Here is a 20,978-nt window from a genome sequence, read left to right as displayed (position 1 = left end):
TTCTACCGCACCACCGCCGCCGGCTGCGCCTGTGCCGTGCCACCGCGCATCCGGGCCAGCAATTCCGCCGTCGGCCAGGAATCCGCCGGCAGACCATACTTGATCTGCATCGCCTTCACCGCGGCGCGGCTCTGCTGGCCCAGCACGCCGTCGACCTTGCCGACATTGAAGCCGGCCTGGACCAGAAGCTGCTGCAATTGCTTGAGCTCGTTGAACGGCAGCTGCGCGACCGGCTGGGCCGGCTTGCGCAGCGGCGGCGCGCCGGCGATGCGGGTGGCGAGATAGCCTGCGGTGGTCGAATAGATCAGCGAGTTATTCCACTCGGTGTAGGCCGCGAAATTCTGATAGGCCATGAAGGCCGGCCCAAACCGTCCCATCGGCAGCAAGACCGAGGCCGCGAGATTATCGTTCGGCAGCGGACGGCCATCGGGATAGGTGACGCCGTACTGTGCCCATTTCGAGCGCGGCAGTTGCACGGTGAGATCGGTCTGATCCCATGGCAGGTTCTGCGGGACCTTGATCTCTTCCAGCCACGGCTCGCCGCGCCGCCACTTCAAGCCGTTGGCGATGTAGTTCGCGGTCGAGCCGATCACGTCGTCCTCGCTGCGCAGCAGATCGCGCCGTCCGTCGCCGTCATAGTCGACGGCGTAGTTGACGTAATGCACCGGCAGGAACTGGGTCTGGCCGAGCTCGCCGGCCCAGGAGCCGATCATCTCGTCGGGGGTGAGATCGCCACGGTCGATGATCTTCAGCGCGGCGATGGTCTCGTTGACGAACATCTCCGAGCGCCGGCAGTCATAGGCAAGCGAGACCAGCGATTTCAGCGTCGGCAGAGTGCCCATGTTGGCGCCGAAGTCGCTCTCCAGCCCCCAGAACGCGGCGATCACCGCCGGCGGCACGCCATATTCCTTTTCCGCGCGTGCAAATGCCGTCGCGTGGTTCTTGATGTGCTGCTGGCCGTTCTGCATCCGATAGGGCGCGGCCATGCGGCCGGCAAACTCCGTAAAGAGCTGGCCGAACACGCGCTGGCCGCGGTCGCGGTTGACGATGCCCTGGTCGTAGACGAGGTAGGGCGAGGCTTCCGAGATCGTCCGCTGCGACACGCCGGCCGCGACCGCCTGTTGCTTCACGTCGGCGAGGAAGCGATCGAAGCTCGCGCCGTTGTGGCACGAGGCCGCGCGCGGCGACGGCGCGGTGGCCTTGGGCGCCGCAGGCCTTGCGGGCGGCGGTGCGAACTGGGCGGAGGCGGTGGCGGAGCAGGCGAGGAGCGCGACGGCCGCGATCAGAAATCGGGTCTGGACCATAAGGGTTCCGGCAGGGGAAGGAACGGGCGAGGATTCGGCCGAAGTCTAGGTGAAGTGACGACCTCAGGCCATCCTTTCCATGCCATGCTGGCGTGCGGAATGCGAGCTAGCCAAACAGTCGCATCAGCAGCGCTTTTCCGACCGGCAGCGCCCTGACGCCCCGATAGGCCCGTATGTATTCGCCGGCATAGAACGCCCTGATCGCGTGCACGCGCGTGTCCATGCCTTCCTCGAACCGCACCGCGAATCCATCCGCGGTTCGTCGCACCACGATGGCCGCGATCGCGCGGCCGTAGATGCGGCATTCGATCGTGCTGCCGGGGAGCGGCGGATCGGGATCGATCACCCGCGCGCCGGTGATGGAGATGTCGGCGAGCCGCGCCAGATGCGACTTGCGGTCCTGGCGCAGCAGCACGGCTTCGTTGCGATCGAAGCGTTCCGCCTTGCGCTTGCGCGGCTGCTCGATGCAGACGAAGCAGACCACGGCGAGGATGAACGCGTTGTAGAGGCTCCACGCCAGCGCCAGTCCGCCATAGGCGATGTTCTCGCCGCGCAGATGCAGGATGAAGGCATAGGCGATCGCGGCGAGCGTGATGACAAGCGTGCTGCCGTAGAGCCGCAGCAGCCCCCATTCGACAAATCGCTTGTTACGGTCGCCGCCTTTTGCCGTGACCTTGAATTTATGCCCCTTCGGCTTCGCCAAGCCGGCTGCCACTGCCTTGAGCACGGCGGGCGCAGCGATGAGCTGCGAGACGTCAGTCATCATGGCGAGCGAGCGGCCGCGTGACAGCCAGGCCATGGTGAGGCCATGCCAGACGTAGAACGGCAGGAAGAAGCGCAACAGCTCGGTGAGGTCAGCCTGCACCGCCTTGATGCCGAACAGCAGGAACAGCCAGGGCACGATGAGGCCCGCGACCTTCGACGTATAGACCGCGGCCCAGCTCATGAAGGCGTCGACCAGCGAGAGCCGGTCGATGAAGGAGAGCTTTGAGGTTTGCGACAGCGGTCCGCTGCGGCCGCGGATGATCTGCATGAAGCCGAGGCACCAGCGGGCGCGCTGGGTGATGTATTCCTTCAGCCCCTCCGGCGCGAGCCCGATGGTCAAGCGCTCGTTGAGATAGATCGTGGTGAGGCCGTACTCCTTCAGGCGCAGCGTGACGAGATAGTCCTCCGTCACCGAGTCGGTCGGAAAGCCGCCGATCTGCACCAGCCCTTGATAGCGAATGAGGGATGAGGTGCCGCAGCAGAAAGCGACGCCCCAGGCATCCTTGGCCGGCATCAGGATGTCGAAGAAGAAGCGCTGCTCATCGGGCCAGACGTCGGTCGCGGCGAGGTTGGTCTGGATCGGATCGGAATTGATGAAGTGCTGCGGCGTCTGCACCACGCCGACCGAGGCATCGTCCATCAGCGAGAAGGTGCGTGCGAGGAAATCGGGCCGCGGCACGAAGTCGGCGTCGAGAATGGCGATGAAGACCGGCGGCTCCGGCAGCGCGCCGACATGCCTGAGGGCGTGATTGATGTTGCCGGCCTTGGCGTGGCGGTTGTCGGGCCGCGTCAGATATTGGCAGTCGAGTTCGCCCGCGAGCCGTCGCAGCCAGGGCCGGCGGCCGTCGTCGAGCACCCAGACGCGGTAATTGCCGTACTCCATGCCGGTTGCGCCGATGATGGTGCGCTCGAGGATCGATCGTTCTTCGTTATAGGTGCAGATGAAGACGTCGATCATCGGCGCCCGGGGATCGGTAGCGCGGCCGTCGATCCTTGCCGCCTTGGTGCGGTCGCGCGTGCGGCTGAGGAATAGCAGTGACAATGCGACCGCAATGAGCGAGGCCGCCTCCAGCAGCATGAAGGGATAGCCGATCACGGCATCCGCGGTCAGATGCGGCGGCGGCAGGGTCGAAGTGAGGCGCCAGTGGAGATAGCGGAGCAGGAGAACCAGCGAGACCGCGGCGAGAAACGAGCGCGCGATCGTGCTCTCGCGCTGGAGCAGCGGCACGATCGCCATGAAGGCGCCAAGCGTAATCAGGCCAGGCGTCAGCGCCGTGATCACGATGCAGTCTCGTGCCGGGTAAACACGACGCGGCCGGTGCGTCCCACGGTGCAGTCGCGGGCGGCGGGATCGCGCGATGCCACGGTCACGCGATAGGGCTCCTTGCTCAGCGCATCCGGATTGATGGCGAGATTGGCGGGCGCACCGGCAGCACCAGTCAGATTGACCACGGTGCCGGAGATCGGCGCGCCGCCATCGTTCGGTTCGAAGGTGGCGCGATCACCGAGCTGCAGGCGGTTGTAGACGCTCTCGGTGACGTTGGCGGTGATGACGGCGCCGCTGCAATCGAGCACCTTGAGCAGGGGCTGGCCGGCCTGCACGTCCTCGCCGGGCGAGGTCATCATCTCCCAGACACGGCCCGAGACGGGCGTCGTGATGTTGGCTTCGGAGAGATCGGAAAAGCGCACCTCCTCGACGATGATCTCGTTGGCGAGCCAGACGATCTCGGTGTCGATGCGGGCGAGATCAGCCTCGAGGTCGCCGGCGCGCTGGCGCATCTCCTCCTCGCGCTGCACCGAGCTTGGCCGGTCGTTATAGCTGTCGCCGAGGAACGAGCCGTTCTGTGCCGCGGCAAGCTCGACCTTGGCGGCGTCGAGCCGCTTGCGCGCGCCGAGCTCGCTCTGCTGCGACACCGAAAGCTCGCGCGTCAGCCGCGCCAGCTCAACCGTCGAGACGTTGCCTGACTTCGCCAGCGAGGAGGCGCGCTCGACGGCGGCGCTGGCCTCGTCGCGCCGAGCGGCGGCCGCCTCGATCGAGGTCTGGATCTCGGCGATGCGGGCTTCGAGCTGGAGCACGCGGCCGTCGCGGAATTGCGCGGCCTGCCGCGCCAAATCCTTTTGCGCCGCCTGAGCCAGGGCAAGTTTTGCGGCAAGGCTCGGCCGCTCGTTCTCGAGCCGCGACTTCTGCCGGCGAAGATCGTCGAGCCGGGTACGATCGCCGCGCGAGTTGACGACGCGCAAGACCACGGTTCCGGCTTCCAGCCTGGCGTCATCGGTGACGTGCTGCGCGGCCGAGACGCGTCCGCCGATCGGCGAGCGCAGCGTGACGAGGCGCGAATTCTGCACGGCCTCGACGCTCGAATTCTCCCAGACCGCACGCAGCGGCAGCCAGCCGAACACGGCGATGATCGCAAGCCCGATCGCGATCTTGGCGCCGCGCCGCAGATGCGGCCAGCGGTGCGGCGAGTCCGGCGCCGTCTGCGCTTCGGGTGCGTGACCGGATTCGTCATTGGCGAACAGCTGCTCGTGCAGCGTGTCCTGCAAGCTCTTTGCGTCAGTCTTTGCGTCTTGCTTCGTCTCTTGAGGGGAGGGAGCAGATGCGGGATCGACGGAAGCGGCGCGCGAGCGGTCTACCATGACGGTCACCTTGCTGACGGAAGCCAATGGAACCGGTCAATGCACAGCGGCCGTACAGCGTGCCCGGTTACGTTGAATTAAGCCGGCGCTGCGCTTTCCAGTTTGCTAAGCCTCCAAGCGCTTTTTGGGGCAAATCCCGGTCAAGCTTTAGCGGCCACGGAAAGGCTGGCTGTCCCGCCATTGATCTGCGGCTGCGCGACGCACGAGGCTTGCGATGGCCGGCCGCATTCATACTTCACGGGTGCCGGCCAGAGGTTTGCCCGCGGCCGCCCCAGGAGACGGCCATGAACTATTTGCGTACCGCAATGCTGCTTGCAGGCCTCACCGCCCTGTTCATGGGCGTGGGCTATCTGATCGGCGGTGCCTCGGGCGCCATGATCGCGCTCGTCATTGCCGCCGCGACAAATATCTTCACCTACTGGAACTCCGACCGCGCGGTGCTCTCGATGTACGGCGCCCATGAGGTCGACCGCAACAGTGCACCGGAACTGGTCGGGCTGGTCGCCGAGCTTGCCGGCCGTGCGGGCCTGCCGATGCCGCGCGTGTTCGTGATGGACGAGGCGCAGCCCAACGCCTTCGCGACCGGGCGCAATCCCGAGAATGCCGCTGTCGCCGTCACCGTCGGCCTGATGAACCAGCTCAGCCGTGAGGAGCTCGCCGGTGTGATCGCGCACGAGCTCGCGCACATCAAAAATCATGACACGCTGCTGATGACCGTTACCGCGACCATCGCGGGCGCGATCTCCATGCTGGCGCAGTTCGGCATGTTCTTCGGCGGGCACCGCGACAACAACAGCGGCCCGGGCATCGTCGGCTCGATCCTGATGATGATCCTCGCTCCGCTCGGCGCCATGCTGGTGCAGATGGCGATCAGCCGCACGCGCGAATACGCCGCGGACAATCTCGGCGCGCGCATCGCGGGACAGCCGATGTGGCTGGCCTCGGCGCTGGTGAAGATCGAGAACGCTGCGCACCAGGTGCCGAACTATGATGCCGAGCGCAATCCCGCCACGGCGCACATGTTCATCATCAATCCGCTGTCGGGCCACGGCGTGGACAATCTGTTCGCCACCCATCCCTCGACACAGAACCGCATCGCCGCGCTCCAGCAGCTCGCAGCTGAGCTCGGCGCGCATGCGGCCCCGTCGGTCGGCGCCAACGAGAACTACCCGCCGCAGAGCCCGTGGGGCCGCTCGTCCTCAGGCGATCCTTCGCGTGGCCCCACGCGGGGTCCCTGGGGCTGATGGAACCGGCCGGAATTCGCGCAGTGCTTTGTGACCTGGCGCACACAAGGCGGTCCCAGCCGGTGTTAACACCTCGGCGTGAGAGTTTCTTCGAAAGGGGATGCGTGGCCGGCGCAATGCCGGTCACCGCCGAAGATGAAAAGGGCCGTCGTACCATTCTTGATCGTCGCGGGCGTGCTCATCGGGCTGTCCACGCATACGGTCGTCAATTGCGGGGACGAGGACGAGCCCGACATCTGCTCGGCCGTCATCGGCTTCTCGCCGCTGCGCGGCTCGCTGATCGCCTTTGCCTATGAAGGACGTGGCCGGATCGCGCTGCGTCATGGCGACTGGCGACGGGCGATCGCGGATTTCGACGAGGCCATCCATCTCAATCCCAACCGCGCCTCGCTCTATCGCGACCGCGCGCTGGCGCGCCGGCAGAACGGCGATCTCGCGCTCGCCATCGAGGATTATGACGAGGCGATCGCCCATGATCCCAAGCTCGCCGCGCCCTATTACCAGCGTGGTCTGGCGCTCGCCGGCACTGGCGATCTCGATCGCGCCATCCTGAGCTACAACACGGCGATCCGCCTCGACCCCTCGGATGCGCAGGCCCGCCTCGACCGCGGCCTCGCGTTCCTGGCCCGCGGCCAGGCCGACGATGCGCGCGCTGATTTCGAAGCCGCGCTGGCGCTGCCGGCCGGCAAGGACGGCCGCACCCGCGATGCCGCCCGCGCCAAGCTCGCCGAGCTGATCAGCGCCGAGCCGACCCAGGTGTCGGCGCCGAGGAGGTGAGGGGACCTCGCCTTACTTCGCCTTCTTGGCTTTCGCCTTCTTCGCCTTGGGCTTCTTTTCAGGCTTCGCTTTCTTCTCAGGCTTCTTCTCCGCCTTCACCTCGATCGGCGTGCTGGCGGCGAGGCGCATGGCGCGGGCGTAGCTGTCGGCGACGTTGTCGGCGGACATCTGCAGGCGCCTTGCGGCGGCGGTGGCCTGCTCCATGGTGGCCTTGGCCATCATCTTGAAGCGGTCGCCGGTCTCCTTGCCCTTGGCCTTGGCGGCGAGGCCGCTGAAGCGATCCCGCCGCTCCTTGGCGCGGGTCATCAGGCCCGTCTGCAGCTGTCTGGCCAGTTGCCGGATCACGACATCCAGGTCGGCGTCCGCCATGTTCTTCTATCCTCTTGAAAACAGGTATCGATGCGGGCGGGACTATGCAGATCGGGCCCCACCTTGGCAATTCCCGGCCGCCCGTCATCCGCAGCTTCCGGGTCCCAAAACAAAAAAGCCGCGCATTTCGCGCGGCTATTGGGGGCTTGCTGCCCGCCTTATTTCAGCGAGGCGACCGGGCCGCTCGATGCGGCCGGATCGGGGTCGAAGCCGAACACGCCGACCAGATATTTGTAATAGTCCGGCATCTTCTCCTTGAGCGCCTCGCGCGACTTGGGATCGTGGACTTCGCTCTTGCCGGCGAGGAAGACGCTGGCGGTCACGGCGAAGAACTCCATGGGATTCTTCAGCGCATAGGCTTCCTTGGGCAGCAGGTCCTTGGACTTGGCATAGGCGTAATAGCCGATCACGCCCTTGTTGGCGTAGCCGTCCGGCAAGAGCCGCGCGTGATAGGCGTGCAGCAGCTCATGCAGCAGCACGGCTTCCTTCTCGTAGCGCATGTCCGGGCGCAGCATGATCACGCCGAGCCCCGAATCGACCGCGAGGTCGACCGCGTTCGGATTGGTCCAGCGCTGCTTGCCGGGGTCCCAGACCGTCAGTGTGCGGGGCGCAGTGCGCTGGATGTCGGGCGTGACGCGGCCGTAGCACGCGGTCGCGGCGCCTTCGTCGAGGCAGGCCAGCTCGCTCGCGACGATCGGAACGGTGTGGAAGAAGCGCAGCACGCGCGGCGAGAGGCCGACGCCTTCGACGACGTCGATCTGCTGCTTCAGATTCTCTCTGAGCTTGTCGACGTCCTTGCGGTCGGAATTCTCCGTGAGGTCGAACATGTAGCCGCGATAGCTCTGGAAGCCCGGCGGCAGCGGCTGGCTGGCGGCCTCTGGCGAGCCGGCATTGGACGGACTGGCGAAAAGCGCGCCGACGATGGTCGCGGTCAGCAGCAACGCAATGCGCATGATGAACCCCCTGATGTCACTTCACGCCGCAGGATAGGCTGCCCGTTGTTTGCGAAAAGTGAGTGGGGCGAGACTAAGGCACCGATGTTGAGGCGTGCTTAACCGTTGGTTGCATAACGCGCGGGCGGATTAGGGGCGGGTTAACCAAGCATGGATCGGCGGCGCGCTACCCATCATCGTCACCCTGAGGTCGTCGCTTCTTCAGCGGCCCTCGAAGGGCGACGGCCCGGCTGCATCCCGGCCGTGCATCCTTCGAGGCTCCCCATGGGACGCTTTGCGCCCCATGGCTCGCACCTCCAGCGACAACCGCTTCGCGGTTGCGCGAGGATGACGGGGTGGGCGCTCGGGTGTAGATTCCCTCGAGGGCACCAGGCCCCACATCATTAGCCGGAAGGGAGGATGCCATGTATGCCGCCATCCGTCAGGCCAAGGCGAAGAGCGGGAGCGCCGAAGAGCTGGCGCGCCGCATCAAGGACGGCGCCGTTCCGATCATCAGCGACGTCGACGGTTTCCGCGCCTATTACGTCGTCTATGCCGGCGACGACACCGTCACCGCGATCTCGATCTTCGACAAGTTCGAGCAGGCCGAAGAGGCGAACAAGCGCGCCATCGCCTGGATCGAGAAGGATCTGGCCCCGCTGCTCGCGGGCCATGCGAGCGCGGCGGCCGGGCCGGTGATCGTGCATACGCTGGCCTGAGTCCTCGTCATTGCGAGGAGCCCGCGCAAAATTGCGAAGTAATTTTGCGCTGGCGACGAAGCAATCCAGGCTGTTGCTGCGGAGACAGTCTGGATTGCTTCGCTTTGCTCGCAATGACGAGATGGAGGCAAATGCACCCCCTCACAACTCCCGCGCATTCGAGAACGCGAAACTCGACACCCTTCTCGTCGTTTCGTCCAAAATCAGCGTGCGCGTGATCGGCGGCTCGGCGCGCTGGGCGCAGTTTTCGCGCTCGCAGAGGCGGCAGTTGACGCCGATCGGCGTGCCTTCCGTCTTCTCCAGGTCCATGCCTGCGGCATAAGTCAGCCGCGCGGCGTGGCGGATCTCGCAGCCGAGGCCGATGGCGAAGCGCGGCTGCGGCAGCGGGTGCGGCGCGACGGGCCGGCGCACCATCTGCGCGATCGAGAAATAGCGCGTGCCGTCGGAGAGCTCGATCACCTGCTTGAGCAGGCGATCCGGCGTGTCGAAGGTCGAGTGCACATTCCATAAGGGACACGTGCCGCCGAACTTCGAGAACGGGAAGGTGCCGGAGGAGAAGCGCTTGGAGACGTTGCCGGCATTGTCGACGCGCAGCAGGAAGAACGGAATGCCGCGCGCGTTCGGCCGTTGCAAGGTGGTGAGGCGATGGCAGACCTGCTCGAAGCCGGAATTGAAACGCTGCGCCAGCACGTGGATGTCGTAGTTGAGCGCTTCGGCGGCGGCGAGAAACGCCGGGTAGGGCATCATCACGGCCGCGGCGAAATAATTGCCGAGCGTGATGCGGAACAGCCGGCGCGGCGCATCGTCGAGCGGGCCGGCGCGGCCGATGATGGTCTCGAGGGCTTGCGCGCATTCGCCAAGCCCGAGCTGGAACGCGAGCTGGAAGGCGCGGCCGGGCGGGTCGACCAGCTCCGAGATCAGCAACTGGCGGCGATGGCGGTCGAAGCGCCGCAGCGTCTCGCGCATCACGTCCACGGGCATGATGCGGGTCTGGATCGAATGCTTTTCGCGCAGGCGCGCGGCCAGCGCTGCATAGAGCCCTTCAGCTGGCACGTTGAGCTCGTCGCGAAGGGTCTCCGCGGCCTGCTCGAGCTCCGGAAAATAGTTGCGGTTGGCCTCGATCAGCTCGCGCACGCGCTCGACCGGATTGGCCTCGTAGCGCGTGCCGACGTCGCGGTCGGCCATTTGGGCCGCCGCCAGCGTCTCGCCCTGGCGCGCCTCGGCATAGGCCGCATAGAGCCGTTGCAGCGCGTGGGTGACGCCGGGACAGAGCTCGGCGAGGTCGCGCAGTTCCTGTTTGGGAACGTCGATCTGGCGGAACAGGGGATCGGAGAAGATCTCGTTCAGCTCGGCAAAGAATCGGTCCTCGTCGGCGGTGGCGAGGTCGCGCAGATCGAGGTCATAGGTCTCGGCCAGCCGCAGCAGGATCTGCGCCGTCACCGGACGCTGGTTCCGCTCGATCAGATTGACGTAGCTCGGCGAGATCCCGAGCCCCTCGGCGATCTGGGTCTGCGACAGCCCCAATTGCTGGCGGATCCGCCGGAAGCGCGGGCCGACGAACAGCTTCTTCCCGGATTCGGGGGGCATTGTCAGGTCTCCAGCGGCATCAAGGTCAGTCTCTCTGACCTATATTTTTACAAGATTTACAAAATAACATCTATTACATGTTCTGATGTTACATGACATCACCATTCAAATACAAGGCCTCTATACGAACTTCCCTTTCTCGCGTTTAGCTCAAGGCACGCATTTCGCAATGCATTGTCAAAAATGTCGATGGCAAGCCATCGCCATCGTCAGCGAGAAGGATCAGGCACATGAACTATCAGCCCCGTGGCATCAGCACCCTTCAGGGCCCGGCCTCGTATCAGAGCGAGGTCGAGGCGGCGCAGGCGCTCCTCAAGACCCAACCGACCTGGAACGGGGTGTCGGCCGAGGCCGTCGCGCGCATGCGCCTGCAGAACCGCTTCAAGACCGGTCTCGACGTCGCCCGCTACACCGCGGCGCTGATGCGGGCCGACATGGCGGCCTATGACAAGGACCCGACCAAGTACACCCAGTCGCTGGGCTGCTGGCACGGCTTCATCGCCCAGCAGAAGCTGATCTCGGTCAAGAAGCACTTCGGCGGCAAGACCGATCGCACCTATCTGTACCTCTCCGGCTGGATGATCGCGGCGCTGCGCTCCGAGTTCGGCCCGCTGCCCGATCAGTCGATGCACGAGAAGACCTCGGTGCCGGCCCTGATCGAGGAGCTGTACACCTTCCTGCGTCAGGCCGATTCGCGCGAGCTGAACGACATCTTCCGTCTGCTCGACAAGGCGCGGAAGGAAGGCGACGCGACCCGCGAGAAGGAGCTAATCGCGAAGATCGACAACTTCCAGACCCATGTCGTCCCCGTCATCGCCGACATCGACGCGGGCTTCGGCAACGCCGAGGCGACCTATCTGCTCGCCAAGAAGATGATCGAGGCGGGCGCCTGCGCGCTGCAGATCGAGAACCAGGTCTCCGACGAGAAGCAGTGCGGTCACCAGGACGGCAAGGTCACCGTGCCGCACGAGGTGTTCATCGCGAAGATCCGCGCCTGCCGCCACGCCTTCCTCGAACTCGGCGTCGAAGACGGCATCATCGTGACCCGCACCGACTCGCTCGGCGCTGGCCTCACGCAGCAGATCGCCGTCAGCCACAAGCCCGGTGACATCGGCGACCAGTACAACAGCTTCCTCGACTGCGAGGAAGTCACCGCGGAGAACGCCCGCAACGGTGATGTCATCATCAACCGCAACGGCAAGATGATGCGTCCGAAGCGGCTGCCCTCCAACCTCTACCAGTTCCGTCCCGGCACGGGCGAGGACCGCTGCGTGCTCGACAGCATCACCTCGCTGCAGAACGGCGCCGACCTGCTCTGGATCGAGACCGAGAAGCCGCATATCGAGCAGATCGCCAAGATGGTCGATCGGATCCGCAAGGTGGTTCCGAATGCGAAGCTGGCCTACAACAACTCGCCGTCGTTCAACTGGACCATCAACTTCCGTTGGCAGGTCTACGACGCGATGAAGGAAGCCGGCAAGGATGTCAGCCAGTACAACCGCGCCGAGCTGATGAAGCCGGAATACGACGACACGCCGCTGGCAATCGAAGCCGACGAGCGCATCCGGACCTTCCAGGCGGATTCGGCCAAGCGCGCCGGCATCTTCCACCACCTGATCACGCTGCCGACCTATCACACGGCCGCGCTATCCACCGACAACCTCGCACGCGAGTATTTCGGCGAGCAGGGCATGCTCGGCTACGTCAAGAACGTGCAGCGCCAGGAGATCCGTCAGGGCATCGCCTGCGCCAAGCACCAGAACATGGCCGGCTCCGACATCGGCGACGACCACAAGGAATACTTCGCGGGTGACGCGGCCCTGAAGGCGGGCGGCGCCCACAACACGATGAACCAGTTCGGCTAACACACACGCGCTTCGAGAGGAGACTGACAATGACCAAAGGCAGCAATTTCTGGGTGATCGGCGGCGAGTTCGGCTCGATGAACTTCCACAAGCTCGTGGAAGGCTCCGCTCAGGTCAAAGGCCCCTTCAAGTCCCGCAAGGAAGCCGAGGACTGCTGGAAGGAAGTGTCGGAAGAGAGCCGCCACAAGGCCGGCGTCCGCTTCTCGATCGTGGAAGAGCCGTCGCGCGTCTCGGCCTGAGGGCCCCGGCTCCGACCTGAAACAAGAAGACGTCCAAGGACGGAGGGTCCCATCCAGGCGCTGCCTGGGTGGGATCGTCTGTTTTTGGCACGGATGACGCCCCTGTGGGTGCTGTAAGTATCTGGAATTGTGGGCCCTTTGCGGACGGTTTGGTTGCTGATAGGTTAACGCCAGCAATTCAGCACGAGGCCGACAATGTCAGAGCCCGAGACCAGCGGGACCCATCCCAGCCAGCCGCGCCCGGTACGGTTGCGCGATGCGCTGCTGCGCGCCCGGATCGAGGCCGCCGACCGGACCGGCGTGGTCGTCGATTTGCGCGATGCCGAGGTGGCGCGGCTCGAGATCCTCAACGACGCGCTCGATCCGCTGTTCGCCCAGGTGCCGGATCAGATCGACCTGTTCGACCGCGGCATCAGCCAGGGCGATACGCCGAGACTGTGGATCGACGTCGTCGCCCACATCATGATGGGGCGCGACAAGCGGCAGTACCGCTTCGTCCAGGACACCCGCTTCGGCCGTATCGTGCTCGCCGAATCGCACGACACCGCCGTGATCGTCGAGGCCGTCACCGACTACGTCGCCCGCCGCATCGTCGAGCGCGAGCGCGCGATGGTGGTCCCGCCTGAGCCGCAAGCCCCAGCCGCCGCGCCGCCGCGCCGCTCGCGCGTCTGGCCGTTCGTGTTCGGATTTATCCTCGGTGCCGCCGCGCTGTTCGGGCTTGCGGTGCTCGCGGTTTTGCGGAGCTGGTGAGACACCCTCCGCCGTCATTCCGGGGCGCGCGTAGCGCGAGCTATGATGCGCAATTGCGCATCTGAGAATCCATTGATCCGCATGCACCGCCGCCCGATGGATTCCGGGCTCATGCTTCGCATGCTCCGGATGACGGGGAGCTAAATCAACCTCACATGCTTGATCTGCTGGATCCGAAACCCGGCTCCAAGCCCGCGCACCGTCTGCTCGCAGCGCCAGCCGGCATTGTCCTTCTCGATCGTGAACAGATTATACGCCGCCGCCGGATAGTGCCCGTGCGCGAGCGCGGAGGCCGACGGCACGCCGATCGCGGGAATGTTGCCGTTGGGGCCCTCGAACCACATGGTCGAATGAATGTGGTCGTGCCCGTGCAGGATCAGCTCGACGCCGTGGCGCTTCAACAGCGCCAGCAAATCGGCGGAGTCGGTCATCCGCTTCTGGCGCGCTTTGGAGTTCAGCGGATGATGCACCAGCAGCACGCGGAAGACGTCTTCGGCCGCGAGCCGGTCGAGGACCTGTTCGAGCGCCGTGAGCTGATCGGGTCCGAGCGTGCCGGTCGCCATCAGAGGCAGGGTCGGCACCGCCGTGGACAGGCTGATCAGCGCGAGCGGCCCGCGCCGGCGCACACCGGGAAAGCCGATGCGGCCGTCGTCGCCCGTGAGGTAGGGCGCAAAGGTCTCGCCGAAGCGATGGAAGGTGGCGCGGACATAGGCGTCGTGATTGCCGGGAATGGTGGTGACGCGGTCGGGCGGACCGACGCCGTCGAGCCAGGCGCGCGCCGGCGCGAACTCGGCTTCCAGCGCGAGGTTGACGAGATCGCCGGTGACGGCGATGTGGTCCGGCATCTGCGCCTTCACGTCGGTGACGAGAGCATCGAGCACCTCGCGGCGCTGGTATTTGTGGCGGTTGCGCGTCCAGTTGACGTAGCCGAGCGCGCGCTTGCCGGCGAGCTCGATCAGCCGCGGCTTTGGCAGAGGCGGCAGATGCGGATCGGACAGATGGGCGAGCGTGAAGGGGGCCATGACGCGCGATTGCCTCGCTATTGCTGCGCTGTAATGGCAAGGTCGCGAGGACTGCGCAAGCTAAGCCTCGAGCAAAGCCTCGCGCAAAGCCTGAAGAGGGGACTTGAGAGAGCCTGATGGGGGATCGTCTGAATCGGGTCCGACGGAAATTCGAGCCGCTGCTGCGGCGGATCTTCCACGCCTGGTTCCTGCTGGTGCGCGGCATGACGCTCGGCGTCCGCGCCGTGGTGCTCGATGCCGAGAACCGGGTGTTCCTGGTCAGGCACAGCTACGTCGCCGGCTGGTATCTGCCCGGCGGCGGCGTCGATCTCGGCGAGACCATGGAGCAGGCGATGCGGCGCGAGCTCAAGGAGGAGGGCGATATCGACCTCACCGGTGAGGCCGTGCTGCACGGCATCTTCCTCAATAGTCACGTCTCCCGCCGCGACCATGTCGCGGTCTACGTCGTCAGGCAGTTCAAACAGGAGCGCATCCCCGAGCCCAACCACGAGATCGTCGAATGCGGGTTCTTCGCGATCACGGCGCTGCCCGAAGGGACCACGCAAGGAACGCGACTGCGGCTCGCCGAAGTGCTGGATGGCAAGCCGCTGACAGTGACGTGGCGATAGGGATCAGCCGCCGGACCTGTTGTTCTCCTTGGCCTGCAGCTCCAGCGCCAGCAGGCTCTGCTCCTGGATCAGCGCGCAGTTCTGCCGCTCCAGCTTGTGCAGCCGCGCCGTCATGTTGTGCATGAACGCGAACACCACCAGGAACAGCGCGCCGAACATGACGACGAACGGAAATACCACGCCGGTCAGATGGCTGACGAGATAGCCCAGCCGCGGAAACAGCGTGAAGCCCGCCGGGATGATCGCCACCATGGACAGCATCAGGAAATCGTAGAGATCGAACTTGCCCTGCAGCGTCTTCTTCAGCAGCACCAGCATGTAGATCAGCGCGAAGGCGGAGATGACGACGACCGTCTCTGCGCTTGGAAGGACGTTTGTCATGGCGCCTCCTCTCTATGTTCAAATGGATGACGGGATCGAAAGCGGGTGCAGCGTCATGACGACCTCAGACGCGCGAGCAGGATGTAGCCGAGCACGCGGACCATGTAGCTCGCCGACTTCAATCCGTCGATCGAGCTGACGCCGGTCTCGCGCGCCCGCATCTCGACCGGGACCTCGTTCACCGTGAGCCCTGCGCGCATCGCCCAGGCCAGCGAGATCGGCTCGGGAAAATCCGTCGGATAGGCCTTGGCGAAGAAGGCGATGGCGGAGCGGTCGAGCAGCCGCATGCCGCTGGTCGGATCGGTGATTCCGCCGCCGCTACTGAACAGGCTGTTGAGCGCAAGCGTGATCAGCCTGATGCCGGCGCGTCGCAGCCGCGTCGAGCAGAAGCCGGCATGGTCGATGAAGCGGCTGCCGATGGTGATGTTGGCGGGCTGCTTGCGATAGGCATTCAGCAGAGTCTTGATGGCGCGGGGATCATGCTGGCCGTCGCCGTCGATCTGGATGCAGAAATCGAAGTCCTGGCGCGCTGCGTATTTGATGCCGGTTTGCACGGCGCCGCCGATGCCGAGATTCTGTGCAAGACGCGCGACGGGCGAGCTGCGGCTTGCCACCGCCGCCGTCGCATCCGACGAGCCGTCGTCGACGACCAGCGTGTGGTAGTGGCAGCCCGTCGCCGCGATCTCGTTCAGGAGACCGCCGATCGAGGCTTCCTCGTTGAAGCAGGGAATGACGAGCAGAATCCGCGGCGCGCCTGCGTGCTGTGCAGAACTACAAATATCGGTCGAACCCAATTTCCGATTGGTCACGGCCGCCTCGCCCCCGAAAGCCTACCTTGCTATACTTGTCGCTGCTTTTCCTGTACAGGCGGCAGAGCCCATTTCAACCTGGGGCGACTCGCCCTGCAGGCGTCCATGAAAGTTGTTAAAGTATTTTTTTCGCTTTTGATTCTGGTAATCTTGGCGAGCAATGTTCGCCTGATCTCGCAGTGGAGCGAGAGCCGCGGCGTCTATGACGACATCTGCTATCTCCGGCAGGCGCATCTGTTCCAGCGCTTCGGCTGGCACGGTCTCGACACCAGCCTCGCAAGGGATACCGACGGTTATCTCGCCGGCAAGCTGCGCAGCATCGCTTTTCCGGAATGGAACGAGCCGACCAAGGCGCCCTGCCATACCGAGACCGCGGACGGCAGCAAACGGGTGATGACGCCGCCGCCGGGCACCGGCTTCGTGCTGGCACTGTTTCCAGAAGGTTTTCAGGTCGTTCCGCTCTATGTGCTCGCCAATCTGATCATCGCGGGCTTTGCGCTGTACGGCCTGTGGCGGGCGCGAGAATCCGCAACGCTGGCGCTTGCTGCAGCGTTCGGTGCGCTGTCGATCTACTTCATGATCAATCCGACCAAGGCGAGCTATTCGATGGCGCCGACCATGGTCGTTTGCGCGCTGTTGGGCCTGTGCACGGCGCGATTGTTCGTCGGCGATGATCGCCGCCGCCTGCTGATGATCGCGGTCGTCGGCGTTCTGCTCGGTCTGGCCGCGAATTTTCGAATCGCCAATGTCGTTCTTGCGGCCGGCTATTTCCTCTTCTTCGGAGTGTCCCTCCTGAGGTGGCGTACACGCGAGACCTTCGCGGCAGCCTTCACCCTCGGCCTTGCGTTCATTGTCGGGTTGCTGCCGGTGCTTGCGGCGAACCTCGTCAATTCGGGTCATCCGCTGGTCTCGGCCTATGGCGGCCAGGACACGGCCCCACCGAGTCTGGATCCCGCCGTCCTGCGTGCCTATCTCAGCGACCCCCAGTTCCCGTTGATCGTGATCGCCTGTGTCTGGACCCCGTTGCTGTGGCGTATCGCGAATCATGCGGGCGTCAGGCAGCTCACGCTGCTGGTCGGCGGCAATCTGGCGCTGAATCTGGCGTTCTTCGCCACGCATCCGGTGTTCACGCAGTATTACATCATCCCCGTCCTGATGCTGTCGTTCTGGACCATGCTGTTCGCCGCCGTTTTCACCCGCGGCCCGGCCAAGGAGCTTCATGTGGCCGATGGACCGCGGGCCCCCGAGATGTTATCCCGCATCCCGAATTGACGCGTTTTCCTGACGCGAACCCGGGTCCATTTCGCTCGAAGACGCATGCTGACATGACCGATCTCTCGCTCACCATCCTTCCCGAAGCCGCCGGCGACGCCCAGGCGATCGAACGGCTGCACGAACGTACCTTCGGCCCCGGCCGCTTCGTGCTCAGCGCCTACCGGATCCGCGAGCATGTCGACCATCTGCTCGACGTCTCCTTCACCGCGCGCATCGGCACGCTGCTGGTCGGCTCGGTCCGGCAATTGCCGATCCTGATCGGCGACACCAAGGCGCTGATGCTGGGCCCGCTCACCGTCGAGCCGCCGTTCCGCAGCCGCGGCATCGGCCGTGTCCTGATGGAGCGGGCGCTGAAGGACGCCAAGGAGAAGGGCCACCGCCTCGTGCTGCTGGTCGGCGACGAGCCCTATTACAGCCGCGTCGGCTTCAAGCAGGTGCCCAAGGGCCGCATCACCATGCCGGGCCCGGTCGATGCCGCGCGTGTCCTGGTGTTCGAGCTCGTCGAGGGCGCGTTCGAGGGCGTGTCGGGTCCGGTCGGCCCGGACTGGAGCATGGCGCGCGCAGGGTAGGTGCGTCTTTCGTAGCCCGGATGAGCGCAGCGATATCCGGGAAACCTTTCGTTACAGATCTGTTGTCCCGGATGTCGCTTCGCTCATCCGGGCTACGGCCCGCGGCATACGTCGGGGCCCGCAGGCCCCGACAGGCTCAAGCCTAGAACTTGAAGTTCGCGAACGCCCTGACACCGATGCCGGGCAGCAACACCTCGTCCTTGGTGTAGGACACCGAGTTGCGGATGTTCGCGTTGAGGAGATTGTTGCCGACGATGCCGGCCGTCATCTCGCGCGCGCCGAACTGACGCGGGTCGAGCTTGGTGTTGTAGCTCACCTCGGCCTTCAGCAGATTATATCCGGCCGTCGGCGTCTCCGCGATGACGGCGACGTTGTTCTGCGCGAAGGCGTGCAACAGATTGACGCGCATCAGCCAGTTGTCGTCGCGCCAGAACACGCCGCCGCCCAGCCGCACCGGCGGAATGCGCGGCACGTTGGTGCCGTCGGTGAAGGTGGCGCGGACCACGTCGAGCTGGTTCTCGATACCCCAGATGCCGCCGTTGAGCGACCCAACGTCGAGCTGCGACTGGAATTCGCCGCCGCGGAAGATTGCATCGCGCTGCGAATATCTCGCTTGCTGCAGCTCAAGCTGGTCCGGATTGGCGATGTCCACACAAGCGGCCGCGTCGCACGTATTGCCGGTCAATCGGCGGAATATGAAGCCATTGAACCTCGTGTAGTAGCCGGTGAGTTCGAATCGGAACGGCCCTGTCGCCCGCCGCAGGCCGACCTCGATCGATTTTGCCGTTTCGATGCCGAGGTCGGGATTGCCGATGTCGAAGGTAGCGGTCGCGTCATGCGCGCCGCGCGAAAAGAGCTCTGCCGGTTTCGGCGCTCGCTCGACGTATTGACCGGTAACGCTGGCAACCAGACCCCATGGCAGATCCTGGAGCAGGCCAATGCTCGCACTCTTCGGCGTGAAGTGCAGGTTCCGCGGCGTGGCAGGACCAATGCTGGCAGGGTCGACATTAACGTCGAACACGGGAGGTATGAATGCCGGCGTTGTCCCGGAGAGATCGACATGCTCGATGCGTCCGGAAATCTGCGCCTTGGTGGTCTCGCTGAATTTCAGCTCGTTGAAGACGTAACCGGCGACCCTGTTGTTCTTGTTAGGGTCCCATAATCCGTTGAGTGGGCTGTTCGGATCGTCGGGACTCGGCGCGGTCAATTCCTGATGGCCGGCCTGGAAGCCGAACGCCGTGGTCACCTCGGCGAACCGCGCGTTGAACGGCATCAACTGCACCTCGGTGCGGATCTCCTGCTCCCTGTTGGTGAAGGTCTGCCTGATGCCGTCGCTGTTGAGATCGGCGGGATCGGCAAGGCCGATCTCGTTGTGGCGGTAGTCGGTCGCGCCGGCCCAGAAGCGGACGGTGTCGATCGCGGTCGCGTCCGGATGGTACTCGCCTTTGACGTTGATCTTGGTCTGGTGGCCGTCAATCCGCGTCTGGTGGTCGGCGCCGTCGATGCCGGGAATGTGGTAGAGCGAGTCGTTCTGCGTGATCGATGCGCCGATATAGCCGCCCTGGAAGAAGTAGGAGCCGCCGATCGAGGCGCCATCCGAACGCGTCGCCGAGTTCGGCTGGCGGCCGTTCACGGGGCGCGACGGGTCGTTGAGATAGGGATAGCTCGGGATCGAATAGTCGGACGTCGTGCGGCCATAGGCGTCGGCATGGAACGCGAAATTGCCGCCGCCGGTGTCGAGCAGCACGCCGCTTTCGACGCCGCGATCGACCGAGCTGAACGCGGTGCGCGTCTCGGCGGTGACGCAAGGCGAGGTCGCGGCGGTCGCCAGCGGCGCCTTGGTCGGCATTCCGTAGGTCTGGAATGACGGTGCGCAGGACGGCAGCGCGTCCGGAATGCGGTTGTTGGTGGCGCTGACGACGCCGCCGATCGAGGTCGAGCCGTAGCGCAAGGCGGCCGGGCCGCGCACCACCTCGACCTGGTTGGTCGCGAGCGGATCGATCGGGACGAAATGATCCTCACCGAGGTCGGAGGCGCCGCCGGAATTGGTGCCGTTCTCGACGATGCCGACGCGGTTGACGTCGAGACCGCGGATGATCGGCCGACTGGAGGCGCCGGGCGCGAAGCTCGAGCCGGTGATGCCGGGTTTCGAGAACAGGAGGTCGCCGAGCTGGCCGCCGCCCTCGCGGCGGATCTCCTCGTTCGGCACCACGGTGACCGTGGCGAACTGATTGGTCACGATCGGCAGCACGCCCCGCTGGGGCGCGGCTGGTGCTGCTGCGGCCGCCGCTGCCGGCGCCGCTTCGGGCGCAGGTTGCTGGCTGCGCACGCGCGCGGTTCGCGTGGTGCGGACCGGACTGCGCGTCGGCACCACCGCCCTGCGCACGATCGGACTCGGGGCCGTCACGGTGACGGACGGGATCTCGGTCGACGATTTGTCCTGTGCCTGTTGTGCAGGTTGTTGCGCAGGAGGTTTTGCAGATTCCTGAGCCAGCGCGGACGTGGCGGCGGCGCCGAGCAGGAGCAGGCTTGCTCCGGCGAGATGCTGCATGCGTCGCAATTCAAATGACATGGTCCTGATTCCAGTCAGGCGCCGTCCGGAAGATGCTTTGCTGATCGGAGGCGGCCTGCCGTCGCAGCGCGACGGAATTCGACTTCAACTGCTCCCGGGCATTCGAACCCGGGCGTGGTCTAACGATGTCTGGAGTCAGGAGGCGGGAGGGGCGCGCGGCTGGAACGCCGTGCCGGCCGATTTCAGATGGACGAATTCGGCATCTGTCGTGAGGTAGAGCAGCTCGATCGCCTGCGGCAGCAGCAGCAAAGGCGGCGTCGCCGAGACGACCGTGCCCGCCATCGCGACAACGGCGCAGATCGCGCAATTGTCGTCGCCCGGCTGCTCCCTATCGGGGCCTGCCGGCGATTGCTTCTGGATCGCGGCGCGGTCCGGCGACGCAATGGTCCCGGTGCTGTCCGCCTGCTGGAGCGAGGATTGGGCGAGGGGAGTGGCCTGCGCGAACCAGTGGCTGTGGCCGAAGGTCAGCGCGAGCTGCACCAGCATCGCGAACAACGCGAGCCGGGCGCCGTGCCTGATATGCGACCGGAACCACTTCATCTGGAAACGCCACC

20 protein-coding genes are annotated in these 20,978 nt (G+C 65.2%); 9 read left to right on the top strand and 11 right to left on the bottom strand.

Annotated features, from left to right (window positions below):
- Positions 1 to 2: 2 nt before the first annotated feature.
- The 3 genes from RAD16_RS19995 to RAD16_RS19985 all read right to left on the bottom strand — a co-directional run bounded on the left by RAD16_RS19995 (position 3) and on the right by RAD16_RS19985 (position 4,706).
- Positions 3 to 1,304, bottom strand: a complete 1,302-nt coding sequence (locus RAD16_RS19995) for a lytic murein transglycosylase (RefSeq protein ID WP_458159612.1) — start codon at positions 1,302 to 1,304, stop codon at positions 3 to 5.
- A gap of 106 nt (positions 1,305 to 1,410) precedes the next feature.
- Complete coding sequence (locus RAD16_RS19990; protein ID WP_458159611.1) at positions 1,411 to 3,351, bottom strand: glycosyltransferase; 1,941 nt, start codon at positions 3,349 to 3,351, stop codon at positions 1,411 to 1,413.
- Positions 3,348 to 4,706: an HlyD family secretion protein gene (locus tag RAD16_RS19985; RefSeq protein WP_458159610.1), complete on the bottom strand. Its 1,359-nt coding sequence runs from the start codon at positions 4,704 to 4,706 to the stop codon at positions 3,348 to 3,350. The genes RAD16_RS19990 and RAD16_RS19985 overlap by 4 nt, the downstream gene beginning before the upstream one ends.
- Before the next feature lie 284 nt (positions 4,707 to 4,990).
- Here RAD16_RS19985 and htpX point away from each other — a divergent pair, with 284 nt between their 5' ends.
- On the top strand, positions 4,991 to 5,950 hold the full coding sequence (gene htpX / locus RAD16_RS19980; RefSeq protein WP_458159609.1) for a zinc metalloprotease HtpX: 960 nt from the start codon (positions 4,991 to 4,993) through the stop codon (positions 5,948 to 5,950).
- Positions 5,951 to 6,085: 135 nt separating this feature from the next.
- Complete coding sequence (locus RAD16_RS19975; protein ID WP_458159608.1) at positions 6,086 to 6,727, top strand: tetratricopeptide repeat protein; 642 nt, start codon at positions 6,086 to 6,088, stop codon at positions 6,725 to 6,727.
- 12 nt (positions 6,728 to 6,739) lie between these two features.
- Here the strand turns inward: RAD16_RS19975 and RAD16_RS19970 are convergent, their stop codons facing one another.
- Together RAD16_RS19970 and RAD16_RS19965 are read right to left on the bottom strand one after the other, a co-directional pair.
- Entirely contained in the window at positions 6,740 to 7,096 is a 357-nt protein-coding gene (locus RAD16_RS19970) for a hypothetical protein (protein WP_458159607.1), read from the bottom strand.
- A gap of 158 nt (positions 7,097 to 7,254) precedes the next feature.
- Entirely contained in the window at positions 7,255 to 8,049 is a 795-nt protein-coding gene (locus RAD16_RS19965) for a hypothetical protein (RefSeq protein WP_458159606.1), read from the bottom strand.
- A gap of 404 nt (positions 8,050 to 8,453) precedes the next feature.
- On the opposite strand from RAD16_RS19965, the gene RAD16_RS19960 reads away from it, so the two are divergent.
- A complete protein-coding gene (locus RAD16_RS19960; RefSeq protein WP_283081352.1) occupies positions 8,454 to 8,747 on the top strand; it encodes an antibiotic biosynthesis monooxygenase in 294 nt (97 codons plus the stop codon).
- A 141-nt stretch (positions 8,748 to 8,888) separates the two neighbouring features.
- Here RAD16_RS19960 and RAD16_RS19955 read toward each other — a convergent pair whose 3' ends face one another.
- A complete protein-coding gene (locus tag RAD16_RS19955; RefSeq protein WP_458159605.1) occupies positions 8,889 to 10,334 on the bottom strand; it encodes a helix-turn-helix domain-containing protein in 1,446 nt (481 codons plus the stop codon).
- Positions 10,335 to 10,564: 230 nt separating this feature from the next.
- Here RAD16_RS19955 and RAD16_RS19950 point away from each other — a divergent pair, with 230 nt between their 5' ends.
- The 3 genes from RAD16_RS19950 (at position 10,565) to RAD16_RS19940 (ending at position 13,188) form a co-directional block, all read left to right on the top strand.
- The gene (locus RAD16_RS19950) at positions 10,565 to 12,199 is read left to right on the top strand and encodes an isocitrate lyase (RefSeq protein ID WP_458159604.1); all 1,635 of its coding nucleotides are present in this window, start codon (positions 10,565 to 10,567) and stop codon (positions 12,197 to 12,199) included.
- Positions 12,200 to 12,228: 29 nt separating this feature from the next.
- The gene (locus tag RAD16_RS19945) at positions 12,229 to 12,438 is read left to right on the top strand and encodes a DUF4170 domain-containing protein (RefSeq protein ID WP_326899240.1); all 210 of its coding nucleotides are present in this window, start codon (positions 12,229 to 12,231) and stop codon (positions 12,436 to 12,438) included.
- 195 nt (positions 12,439 to 12,633) lie between these two features.
- Complete coding sequence (locus RAD16_RS19940) at positions 12,634 to 13,188, top strand: hypothetical protein (protein ID WP_458159603.1); 555 nt, start codon at positions 12,634 to 12,636, stop codon at positions 13,186 to 13,188.
- 140 nt (positions 13,189 to 13,328) lie between these two features.
- On the opposite strand, the gene RAD16_RS19935 is transcribed toward RAD16_RS19940, so the two are convergent.
- Positions 13,329 to 14,210 (bottom strand): metallophosphoesterase family protein, encoded by an 882-nt coding sequence (locus RAD16_RS19935; RefSeq protein WP_458159602.1) that lies wholly within the window; start codon positions 14,208 to 14,210, stop codon positions 13,329 to 13,331.
- A 116-nt stretch (positions 14,211 to 14,326) separates the two neighbouring features.
- Between RAD16_RS19935 and RAD16_RS19930 the strand changes: the two genes are divergently transcribed.
- A complete protein-coding gene (locus tag RAD16_RS19930; RefSeq protein WP_458159601.1) occupies positions 14,327 to 14,818 on the top strand; it encodes an NUDIX domain-containing protein in 492 nt (163 codons plus the stop codon).
- A gap of 3 nt (positions 14,819 to 14,821) precedes the next feature.
- Here the strand turns inward: RAD16_RS19930 and RAD16_RS19925 are convergent, their stop codons facing one another.
- Together RAD16_RS19925 and RAD16_RS19920 are read right to left on the bottom strand one after the other, a co-directional pair.
- Entirely contained in the window at positions 14,822 to 15,199 is a 378-nt protein-coding gene (locus tag RAD16_RS19925; protein ID WP_458159600.1) for a DUF2304 domain-containing protein, read from the bottom strand.
- A gap of 53 nt (positions 15,200 to 15,252) precedes the next feature.
- Positions 15,253 to 16,008 (bottom strand): glycosyltransferase family 2 protein, encoded by a 756-nt coding sequence (locus tag RAD16_RS19920; protein ID WP_458159599.1) that lies wholly within the window; start codon positions 16,006 to 16,008, stop codon positions 15,253 to 15,255.
- 150 nt (positions 16,009 to 16,158) lie between these two features.
- Between RAD16_RS19920 and RAD16_RS19915 the strand changes: the two genes are divergently transcribed.
- Together RAD16_RS19915 and RAD16_RS19910 are read left to right on the top strand one after the other, a co-directional pair.
- A complete protein-coding gene (locus RAD16_RS19915) occupies positions 16,159 to 17,280 on the top strand; it encodes a hypothetical protein (RefSeq protein ID WP_458159598.1) in 1,122 nt (373 codons plus the stop codon).
- Positions 17,281 to 17,333: 53 nt separating this feature from the next.
- The gene (locus tag RAD16_RS19910; RefSeq protein ID WP_458159597.1) at positions 17,334 to 17,852 is read left to right on the top strand and encodes a GNAT family N-acetyltransferase; all 519 of its coding nucleotides are present in this window, start codon (positions 17,334 to 17,336) and stop codon (positions 17,850 to 17,852) included.
- A gap of 142 nt (positions 17,853 to 17,994) precedes the next feature.
- Here RAD16_RS19910 and RAD16_RS19905 read toward each other — a convergent pair whose 3' ends face one another.
- Positions 17,995 to 20,424: a TonB-dependent receptor gene (locus tag RAD16_RS19905; protein ID WP_458159596.1), complete on the bottom strand. Its 2,430-nt coding sequence runs from the start codon at positions 20,422 to 20,424 to the stop codon at positions 17,995 to 17,997.
- A gap of 135 nt (positions 20,425 to 20,559) precedes the next feature.
- Entirely contained in the window at positions 20,560 to 20,964 is a 405-nt protein-coding gene (locus RAD16_RS19900) for a DUF2946 family protein (protein ID WP_458159595.1), read from the bottom strand.
- Positions 20,965 to 20,978: the final 14 nt, after the last annotated feature.

The organism is Bradyrhizobium sp. 18BD (genome assembly GCF_054185225.1).
This window is presented reverse-complemented; position numbering and strand designations above follow the sequence as displayed.

Excerpts from the sequence above, each read along its gene's own strand:
- RAD16_RS19900 (WP_458159595.1), bottom strand. The coding sequence starts at position 20,964 with ATGAAGTGGTTCCGGTCGCATATCAGGCACGGCGCCCGGCTCGCGTTG.
- RAD16_RS19930 (WP_458159601.1), top strand. The coding sequence starts at position 14,327 with ATGGGGGATCGTCTGAATCGGGTCCGACGGAAATTCGAGCCGCTGCTG.
- RAD16_RS19995 (WP_458159612.1), bottom strand. The coding sequence starts at position 1,304 with ATGGTCCAGACCCGATTTCTGATCGCGGCCGTCGCGCTCCTCGCCTGC.
- RAD16_RS19935 (WP_458159602.1), bottom strand. The coding sequence starts at position 14,210 with ATGGCCCCCTTCACGCTCGCCCATCTGTCCGATCCGCATCTGCCGCCT.
- RAD16_RS19955 (WP_458159605.1), bottom strand. The coding sequence starts at position 10,334 with ATGCCCCCCGAATCCGGGAAGAAGCTGTTCGTCGGCCCGCGCTTCCGG.
- RAD16_RS19910 (WP_458159597.1), top strand. The coding sequence starts at position 17,334 with ATGACCGATCTCTCGCTCACCATCCTTCCCGAAGCCGCCGGCGACGCC.
- RAD16_RS19960 (WP_283081352.1), top strand. The coding sequence starts at position 8,454 with ATGTATGCCGCCATCCGTCAGGCCAAGGCGAAGAGCGGGAGCGCCGAA.
- RAD16_RS19975 (WP_458159608.1), top strand. The coding sequence starts at position 6,086 with ATGAAAAGGGCCGTCGTACCATTCTTGATCGTCGCGGGCGTGCTCATC.
- htpX (WP_458159609.1), top strand. The coding sequence starts at position 4,991 with ATGAACTATTTGCGTACCGCAATGCTGCTTGCAGGCCTCACCGCCCTG.
- RAD16_RS19970 (WP_458159607.1), bottom strand. The coding sequence starts at position 7,096 with ATGGCGGACGCCGACCTGGATGTCGTGATCCGGCAACTGGCCAGACAG.
- RAD16_RS19950 (WP_458159604.1), top strand. The coding sequence starts at position 10,565 with ATGAACTATCAGCCCCGTGGCATCAGCACCCTTCAGGGCCCGGCCTCG.
- RAD16_RS19905 (WP_458159596.1), bottom strand. The coding sequence starts at position 20,424 with ATGTCATTTGAATTGCGACGCATGCAGCATCTCGCCGGAGCAAGCCTG.
- RAD16_RS19940 (WP_458159603.1), top strand. The coding sequence starts at position 12,634 with ATGTCAGAGCCCGAGACCAGCGGGACCCATCCCAGCCAGCCGCGCCCG.
- RAD16_RS19945 (WP_326899240.1), top strand. The coding sequence starts at position 12,229 with ATGACCAAAGGCAGCAATTTCTGGGTGATCGGCGGCGAGTTCGGCTCG.
- RAD16_RS19965 (WP_458159606.1), bottom strand. The coding sequence starts at position 8,049 with ATGCGCATTGCGTTGCTGCTGACCGCGACCATCGTCGGCGCGCTTTTC.
- RAD16_RS19985 (WP_458159610.1), bottom strand. The coding sequence starts at position 4,706 with ATGGTAGACCGCTCGCGCGCCGCTTCCGTCGATCCCGCATCTGCTCCC.
- RAD16_RS19925 (WP_458159600.1), bottom strand. The coding sequence starts at position 15,199 with ATGACAAACGTCCTTCCAAGCGCAGAGACGGTCGTCGTCATCTCCGCC.